Here is an 8,455-nt window from a genome sequence, read left to right on the forward strand (position 1 = left end):
CCAAAACTGTATGAATAAAAAATGGGTAAATCTCATCAAAGTCAACACCCTAGGCGGAGCCTCCCAGAATGGGTTCCCCGCCTAAAGGCAAAAGCAGAGAACCAGTCAGAGCAAGGGCTGTATCTTTTCTTAGTGCCATTCGCTTATGATGCTATAGGTTGATTAGCGATCGCACTTTGTTTACTAACAAAATATGGTTGTTTTTGTTCGACATCCCTAGCTGCTAAAAGTGTACTCAGGGTGTTAATCATCTGAGTACTTTCCTCTACAGCAGAGTTCATTAATTTATTTCCCGCATCAAAGAGCGATGTCTGCGACGGAAGATAAACCAAGCGCCTACTCCCAACAATGCAGGTAACAATGCAGGTTCAGGAACCTTCTCAATTCGGGTTTGGACAGTTCCTGTATACAGCAGGTTGCCTATTGAATTAGGAAAGTCCACGTTTGGATAAACATCAAGGATTGCAGTACTTGGGACTGTTGTTCGTATCGCAGTAGATCCCTTAAATGAACCCTTTGGGTAATGAAAATAGTTCACGAAAGCGAAGGGGGATGCTGGTTCCCGTTGAGAAGCGAGTACTTCCCAAAGAAAATCGTCGGTTTCGGGTGCTGTAATACCATCTTCTAGACGGGGTAAAAAAACAATCGGATTGCCAATAGTTCCTTGAAAAACTCCTTTCTCACCTAAGTCAAATTTATAATCATTTCCCCCTTCAAAATATCCGGTAGCGTTCGGTGAATCTGCAAACCCTATGGTAGTGTCATCGTAAGTAAAGTAACCGTTGACTCCCTCACCCTCAAAGCTGAATTTATATAATGCTGCTTGAGCGGTATCTATGTTTAATGTTGCTGACATGAGTAATGCTACTACGCTTGAAATAGCAGTAAGCGATAATTGATTCAATAAAGCCATTTTTATTACCTTTCTAAACGATTGATTGCCAAATTAGTTTTTGAAACTAATACCAATTAAATTAATGATTGCAACATGTCTTGGCTCAAGATGCGATGAATCGCGTCTCTACAAATGGTCTATTTGTTGCATTCTTTTTTGACCTAAATATACTCAACTGGCTCGTGTAATTAATCTTGTGCAGATAATAATTGTCGGCGCTGACGACGGAAGATAAACCAAGCACCCACTCCCAGTAATGCCGACACTGATGCAGGTTCAGGAATTTGCTCGATTTTTGTTTTAACAGTTCCTTCAAAGGTGTAGTCTCCCGTCGTATTAGGAAAGTCCCAGTATGGGTAAACTCTGAGCCTAGCGGTATCAGGTATGCTCGTTCGTAAGGCAACAGAATCTGAAAAGCTTCCCTCTGGGTAACTAAAGCGAATTGACAAACCGTATTGCTGCCCACGAGCAGCCGGAGGAACGTAAAGAATAAAGTCATCAATGGCACCATCGTAGCCCAAGTTACCAGCACGTCCAAGATAAACAATATTTCTGGCCTCATCATGTATATCTTGCTGCGATCCTTTTGTTCCCTGAGCCAGAATATCCCCTGCATTAACAAAATACTTTTCCACTGAGCCATCATACTCAGCAAGAGGAAAGTTCGGCCCAAGAGGTTCTATCTTATTAGCTGAATCATCATAAATGAAGTAACCATTTGCTCCTTCACCCTCGAAAGTAAATTTAAAAAGAGCAGCTTCGGCTGGATTTATGCTAACCATTTCTAAAACTAAAAATGCTGCGACGCTGATAGCAGAAGCCATCGATAATTGATTCAAAAAAGCCATTTTAGTTATCTCGCAATATAGCTATACTTGAATGCTGGGCATTTCATTGTTTGGTAAGCGATGCCTACGGCGGGCTACGCCTACGCGGTTCCAAAAATACCATCTGTATGTGTATAATCCTTGTATTGTGAAAGGAATAGCAATACAGTTTTATGCACAATAGACCTCTTGCATAAATCAAAAATAAGAAAGAACCCCACCCCGCCAAAGCTATGCTTTGTCTCCCCTCCCCGCTTGCGGCTCTTGTGTGTACACCGTAGCCCCGCTTGCGGGCAGGGGTTGGGGGTGGGGTGTTAGGGACTTTTGCAAAAGGTCTAATCTCAAATTGATATAAGACTAGAATTCTAGTGACGGATCGGAGTTCTATCCTCTAGTTGAGAAAGGCTGACTGAGGGAGTAGGAGCAGGGCCTAGCGCGACATCGCCCCAACGCATCACACAACCACCAGCATTAGATGACGAACCCATTGTGTAGACAAGAACTAAATCGTTTTCACGAATTTTACCTGCATGGGCGGCATGATAGAGATTAGCAACGGGAAAGGTTGGCCCAATATTGGCATATAGAGGATTGATGTTGATTGTACGCTCTGGTTCGATATCTAGAGCGCGGATGCAAACTCGTGAATACCAAGCACTGGGTGTATTAAAAACAAAAAAGTTGATTCGATCTAAGCTGAGTCCAGCATCTGCGATCGCACCGTGGCAACATAGACGAATAAACTTCACCGTCGTCTGGTTAAACATCTTACTTGCACCTTTGCCGCCTCGGATGAACATTTTGACATTGCTATGCTCATCGGTGGTGAATTCATTATAGAAGGCTCCACAGGTATCAGCAGTATTGGCAATTTTCGTACCGAGAATACCTTGGTTTGGTTTCAGCTTACCAACTACAAAGGCTCCAGCACCGTCACCTGATAAAAACGCCAGAGTATCATTTTCGTCGGTATAGCGTGAATACGTAGTTGAGACAACTACTAACACATTACGATACTGTCCTGTTTGCACCAAAGAACAGGCTGTCTGAAGCGAAACTAACACTGAAGTGCAAGTTGATTCTACATTCCACGCTGCACCTTGTAGTCCCAATTTCCCGGCGAGAAAGGCAGCATTGCCAGGTGTGATTTGCTCTGGAAACAGTGAAGTAACGAGCATGAGATCGATGTCTTCAGGAGATAGCTTTGCGGCTTCGAGAGCATCGATAGCAGCGCGATATTCTAGTGAAAGCGAAGTCTCATCAGGAGCTAACACTCTTCGCTCGACGTTACCACGGAAGGGGTCTGACATATACGGTGCGACTTCTTGCGACCAAATATCATCGTCAGTATCGATTGTGGCTTTATCGGGTACAAAAAGTTTAGCTAGGGTTTTTTGTTCAGCCTCAGCAACCATCTTGGGGAAATTCTCTCTGTAGTAATCGTTGGTGCGGATGATGCTAGGAAAGTTTACTGAGACTGCGCGAATACCTACTGGTTCTAATGTTGTCATGACAAATCTCCTTTTGATTTTGTTTTTGGTTTGTGTAAAATCGTGGCGAATTGAGGTATGAGATTTAAACGCAAAGGGGCGCAGAGGGAAGCGCAGAGGCACGCAGAGAATTCGCTACGAATTAATGAAATGTTGTACTAAGGACGCAAAGGACGTAGAGAAATAAGAGTTTTAGAGAGTTGTTGCGTATGTCCTGTTGGTATGATTTTTAGGAACGCCCTATTTTGGCTTCTATGGCTCCTTGCTGAATCAGACTCTGAATGCGACCTCCAATCGGTGCGGGTCGGGTTGGGTCAATCTTCACATCAACAATGAATGGAACAGTAGAGGTAAGTGCTTTTTTTATGGCTGCTTCCACGTCACATTCAGTATTAACACAGATACCGTCAGCTCCCATAGCTCTCGCGATCGCAACAAAATTAGTACTCGGTATCTCCGTATCTATAGGGACGTTCTCACTTAACCCCTGCAAGGCCATTCCTTGGGCGCACATATTGTAGCGTCCATCATTGAGGACAATCCAGACAGCTGGAATCTGGAATTTCACGGCTGTGCTAACTTCGTTGTTCATTAGCATTGCTCCGTCCCCAACAATCGCCACGGCTTTACCTTTTCGCCCTAATGCCGTACCAACTACCCCCGTGGCAGCATGACCCATAGACCCAAAACCAGTACTAATCCGGTAACGATTTGGTTGGTTAAATCGCAGTAAATTAGTTGCCCAAGCAAAGGAGTTACCTGCTTCAGCTAAGATTGAGGCATCACTGCCCTCAATAATCAGCCGTTGAATTGCATCCATCAGTGCTTCGGGTCGCACTAAGCCATTTGGGCGCTGAGTATTTGTGTAGGCTTCAGGACGTGGTAGTGAGGAAGTAGGAAACCAATTAAGACGCTCTGGAAGGTGTTTTAATAAAGCTTTGAGGAATGCTTTGATTTCCGAGTGAACAGCGAGAGTCTCTACTGATGGATAAGCCACTCCTGGCACTTGTGGGTCGATATCAACATGGACGAACCCATTAACAGGAATCATCGCCGGACTCCAGAATGAAGTTGGCTCACCAAGACGCGTTCCCAACACTAGTATGCGTTGTGGTCGTTGCTCCTGCATATATTTCAGGACAGATAAATGCCCACTAAAGCCTGTGACACCGATAAATTGGGGATGATCTTCTGGAAAAATGCCTTTGGCGCGAGGTGATGTCATTACCGCCGCTCCAGCTTTTTCTGCCAACTGGCGGATTTCCTCTGCGGCGTGTCGCGCCCCAAAGCCAACCCAGATAGCAAAGGATTCTGCTGATAACAACTTTACACATTCAGCGATCGCTTCTTCACTGGCAGTTGGTACAGATTGAGAAAATGCTGATTGAGGTAACTGTACTTTTAATGGTGTCGTCTGTATTGGCGTGGGAACACTAATATGAGCTACAAAACTCCCTGGTTGTGCTAAACCTTGGGCAAGTCTGCGAGAAATTTCTGGTAGTTGATCTCCAGACTCTAATATGGTTGCGTAATTGAATAGTGGGCCTGATGTAAAAATTCCTGAGAAAGGCATTGTGTGGGCGCTAGTTTCTTGACAAGCTCCGCGCCCGCGATTTCCGGTTGAGGTTGCAGCCGACAAGAAAATTACCTTTGCTCCTTCCCCTTGGGCAGCAAAAAGCCCAGTCAGAGCATTAGTGATACCGGGGCCTGTAGTAGTGAATACCACGACGGGGCGATCGCTAGCAAAATAAGCCTCGGTAGCGGCAAAAGCTGCTCCTGATTCATGGCGAAAGTGAAGCAATTCGATGCTGCTACGGTTTAATGTTGCCCATAACGGCCCAATACCGCCTCCTGAAACACCAAATGCATAGTTAACTCCAAAATTTTCTAGGATCTCAACTAGAGCCTCTGCAACCGTAGGGGTTAATTCTGACTCTGGAGATTTTTCATTCAGCGATGCAGGAGAGAAAATGGAAGATCCAGTTGAAGTTTCAAATGAAATTTGATTAGATGAGAGGTTAATTTTTGTTCCCAAAGCTTGAGAAGAATTAGTATTTTTGTTGATAGATTTAGTATTCACAATTGCCAACCTTGATTTCTATTTGTTGTTTTCCGATCTTTCTTGAGTATTTAGCTCAACTTAGCATTCAGTTGTTTACAACAGCTAATTCAGAGCTTGATTGCTGGCGCAAAAATCGTTTGATAACTTTACCACTGGAGTTTTTTGGCAGGGAATCTACAAAATTAATGGCACAAGGAAGTTTGTATTTTGCCATCCTTTCAGAACAAAATTTGAGGATTTGTTCTTCACTAATTCTGTAACCCTGCTTGAGAATAATATTTGCCTGAACTATCTCACTTTTGATAGCATCTTTAACGCCATATACAGCTACTTCAGCAACAGATGAATGTTGATAAATCACATTTTCAACTTCAGTCGGATATACTTTAAATCCAGACACATTAATCATGTCTTTCATGCGGTCAACGATGTAGAAAAAACCGTCTTCATCTATCCGACCAATGTCGCCAGTATGAAACCAGCCATTTTTAATTACTTCCGCAGTTTCCAATGGGCGATTCCAATAACCAAGCATGACGTTAGGCCCTCGGATTACTATCTGACCCAATTCACCAAGCTCTACCTGATTGCCATTATCGTCAATAACTTTCATTTCGACATTCTCAATTGGAGCGCCAATGGAACCGAATTTGTATTTCAAATCGTGATTATAAGATGCACATGGTGATGTTTCAGTTAAACCATATCCTTCATTAATGACTTTTCCATACTTATCCTGCCAAGTTTGTGCAACTTCAATTGGCATTGGTGCGGCGGCTGAAAAGTAGTAACGTATACTATTGAGATTGTAGCCAGATAAATCACTATTTAGAAGATTGATAAATACCGTTGGTACTCCAAAAAACATTGTTACTTGATGAGTAGCGATCGCGTTAAGTATTTGCTCAAGATCAAATCGACGTTTTAGGATAATTGTGGCGCAGACGTTTAAGGCTGCGTTGAGAATAGCATTTTGACCAAAGCAATGAAATAACGGTAAGTAAAGTAGTAATCGGTCATTCGGTTGCATTCCACAACAACGGTTTTGGGAATACATATTAGAAATTATATTGCCGTGGGAAAGTGTTGCTCCTTTAGGAAAACCTGTTGTTCCCGATGTATAGATGATGCTAGCAGGAGTATGGCGATCTATTTCAATAGCGTATGCATTGCTAGAAGCACTTTCCATCAGTTTTGCTAAATCAATTCCCTTTTTGGCGCTACCTTCTGCAATCAAAATGTGTTGCAGTTCGGGTAAATCTGCCTCTGGTACATTTTCAAGGAGTGACTCTGTGGTAATTATTACCTTAGCGGCACAATCGTTGAGAATGTAGCTAACTTCATTACTTTTCAGCATGACATTGATTGAGACGACAATCGCACCAATTTTGAGAATACCAAGATAAGAAATGATAAATTCAGGAATATTTGGCAAAAACAAAGCCACGCGATCGCCTTGTTTAATTCCTAATCCACTTAAACTATTAGCTAGACGATTTGCTAGTTGGTTAAGCTGTTTGTAAGTAAAAGATTTCTCTTCAAATATCAGAGCGATTTTGTCAGGAAATAGTTGACAACCCCGCTCGATGTGTTGGGTAATATTCATGGCTAAAAAGACTCACTTAACTTCATTAGCTTTGTCTACTTTCACAGTCATTGCTCAGAATAATTCAGTGTTAATAATGTCTTTTGAGTATTTAGCTGACTGATGTTATCGAGTTCAATTCGTGGCTGTAATGTCATCAGAATGCCTTTGCGTGTTTGCAGAGTTAGCAATGGCTGCGGCTCAACTGGATATTCCGGCAGTAGATTGAGGCGGAAACGTTGACACACCATTGCTACAATCAACTGAATTTCTGTTAATGCAAAGATGTCACCTAAGCATTGACGTTGGCCGCCACCAAAAGGGAAGTATGCATAACGAGGACGATCGACAGAGCGTTCTGGTGTGAATCGCTCAGGATCAAAACCTTCAGGATTATCCCAGAAAGTAGGGAGGCGGTGCGTAACAAAGGGACTGAGCAAAAGCATGGAACCAGCTGGGATATGATAGCCGCCGATTAAATCATCGCCCAAATTGTTGCGGGCATAAACCCAAGCACCCGGATAAAGTCGCATTGCCTCTTGGACAACCATTTTGGTATATTTCAGCTGTGGCAAATCCTCGAAGGTCGGAGTTCTACCAGCCAATACCGTAGTCAGTTCTGCCTGTAGCTGGCGTTCTACAGCGGGATACTTAGAAAGCAAGTACCAGATCCAGCCAAGTGTTGCTGCTGAAGTCTCAAATCCAGCCGAAAAGAGTCCAACTATTTGGTCATGTAATTGCTGGTCACTCAAGCCCTCGCCAGACTCATCCTGAGTATTCATGAACATTGAAAGTATGTCATGAGTGGTACGATTGCCTTGTTTGCGTTGTTGGATGATACTGTTGGCAATTGTGCGGAGAGTGTTGATTGCTTGTTGAAACTGGCGGTTTTTTGGCGTGGGGAAGTTAATCGGTGGCTTAATGATAGCCCACAAGCGATCGCTCAGGAACTTGTAGATAGTATTCCAAGCCTGAATTAGTTCGCTGGTGTCGCTATCAGCATCGAGACTCAAAGTCGTCTTCAGGAGAATCTTCTGTGTCAGCACGAGCATTTCCGCAGAGATATCGAGGGTTGCACCGGGTGGAATGTTTTGCCAGCGTTCTACCATCTCGGTGGTAAGCTGGGTCATGTCATTGACCATCGCGGCGATTTGCTGGCGGTGAAAAGATGGTTGCATGAGGCGACGTTGGGAACGCCATGAGTCACCCTCGCTAATCACCAAGCCTTCGCCAATTACTAGTTTTATGTCCTGGAAATTTTCACCTTTTGTATAGTTCTGAGGATTTTCTTGCAGGACATATTTTATACAATCGGGATCGGCAATCAAGTAAAGTTGTTGCGGCCCGATTGCCCCCAGATGGACAACGCCACCATACTCACGCGCTGCATTGGTGAGGAATTGCAGCGGATTTGTTGACATTTGGGGAAAGCAGCCAATAATTGGGAGACTGGGTGGGCCAGGAGGTTTTTTATGTGCATTTTGGTAGATACTTTGTTTAACCATTGTATTTTGTCTCCAATTTGAAAAAATTATGATTGTTAATTAGGGCTTGCTGAAAAAGTCATAAAAAAGCAATTTTAAGGGTTGACTAGTT

At 43.4% G+C, this 8,455-nt stretch carries 7 protein-coding genes; all 7 read right to left on the minus strand.

What is annotated here, in order from left to right; translation table 11 throughout:
* Positions 1–143: 143 nt before the first annotated feature.
* The 7 genes from ACM0OX_RS34310 to ACM0OX_RS34340 all read right to left on the minus strand — a co-directional run bounded on the left by ACM0OX_RS34310 (position 144) and on the right by ACM0OX_RS34340 (position 8,364).
* Positions 144–281: a hypothetical protein gene (locus ACM0OX_RS34310; RefSeq protein WP_414519521.1), complete on the minus strand. Its 138-nt coding sequence runs from the start codon at positions 279–281 to the stop codon at positions 144–146.
* Entirely contained in the window at positions 281–913 is a 633-nt protein-coding gene (locus ACM0OX_RS34315; RefSeq protein WP_414519523.1) for a PEP-CTERM sorting domain-containing protein, read from the minus strand. Before ACM0OX_RS34315 ends, ACM0OX_RS34310 begins: the two co-directional genes overlap by 1 nt.
* A gap of 170 nt (positions 914–1,083) precedes the next feature.
* Positions 1,084–1,743, minus strand: a complete 660-nt coding sequence (locus tag ACM0OX_RS34320; RefSeq protein ID WP_414519524.1) for a PEP-CTERM sorting domain-containing protein — start codon at positions 1,741–1,743, stop codon at positions 1,084–1,086.
* 344 nt (positions 1,744–2,087) lie between these two features.
* Complete coding sequence (locus tag ACM0OX_RS34325; protein ID WP_414519526.1) at positions 2,088–3,233, minus strand: 3-oxoacyl-ACP synthase III family protein; 1,146 nt, start codon at positions 3,231–3,233, stop codon at positions 2,088–2,090.
* Positions 3,234–3,441: 208 nt separating this feature from the next.
* Positions 3,442–5,292: a ScyA-related TPP-binding enzyme gene (locus ACM0OX_RS34330; RefSeq protein WP_414519528.1), complete on the minus strand. Its 1,851-nt coding sequence runs from the start codon at positions 5,290–5,292 to the stop codon at positions 3,442–3,444.
* Between the two features lie 67 nt (positions 5,293–5,359).
* Positions 5,360–6,880, minus strand: a complete 1,521-nt coding sequence (locus tag ACM0OX_RS34335; protein WP_334896785.1) for a long-chain fatty acid--CoA ligase — start codon at positions 6,878–6,880, stop codon at positions 5,360–5,362.
* A 47-nt stretch (positions 6,881–6,927) separates the two neighbouring features.
* Positions 6,928–8,364 carry a cytochrome P450 gene (locus ACM0OX_RS34340; RefSeq protein WP_334896787.1) on the minus strand — a complete coding sequence of 479 codons (1,437 nt, stop codon included), beginning with the start codon at positions 8,362–8,364 and terminating at the stop codon, positions 6,928–6,930.
* Positions 8,365–8,455 lie beyond the last annotated feature (91 nt).

Source organism: Nostoc sp. PCC 9305 (genome assembly GCF_963920915.1).
GTDB lineage: Bacteria > Cyanobacteriota > Cyanobacteriia > Cyanobacteriales > Nostocaceae > Nostoc.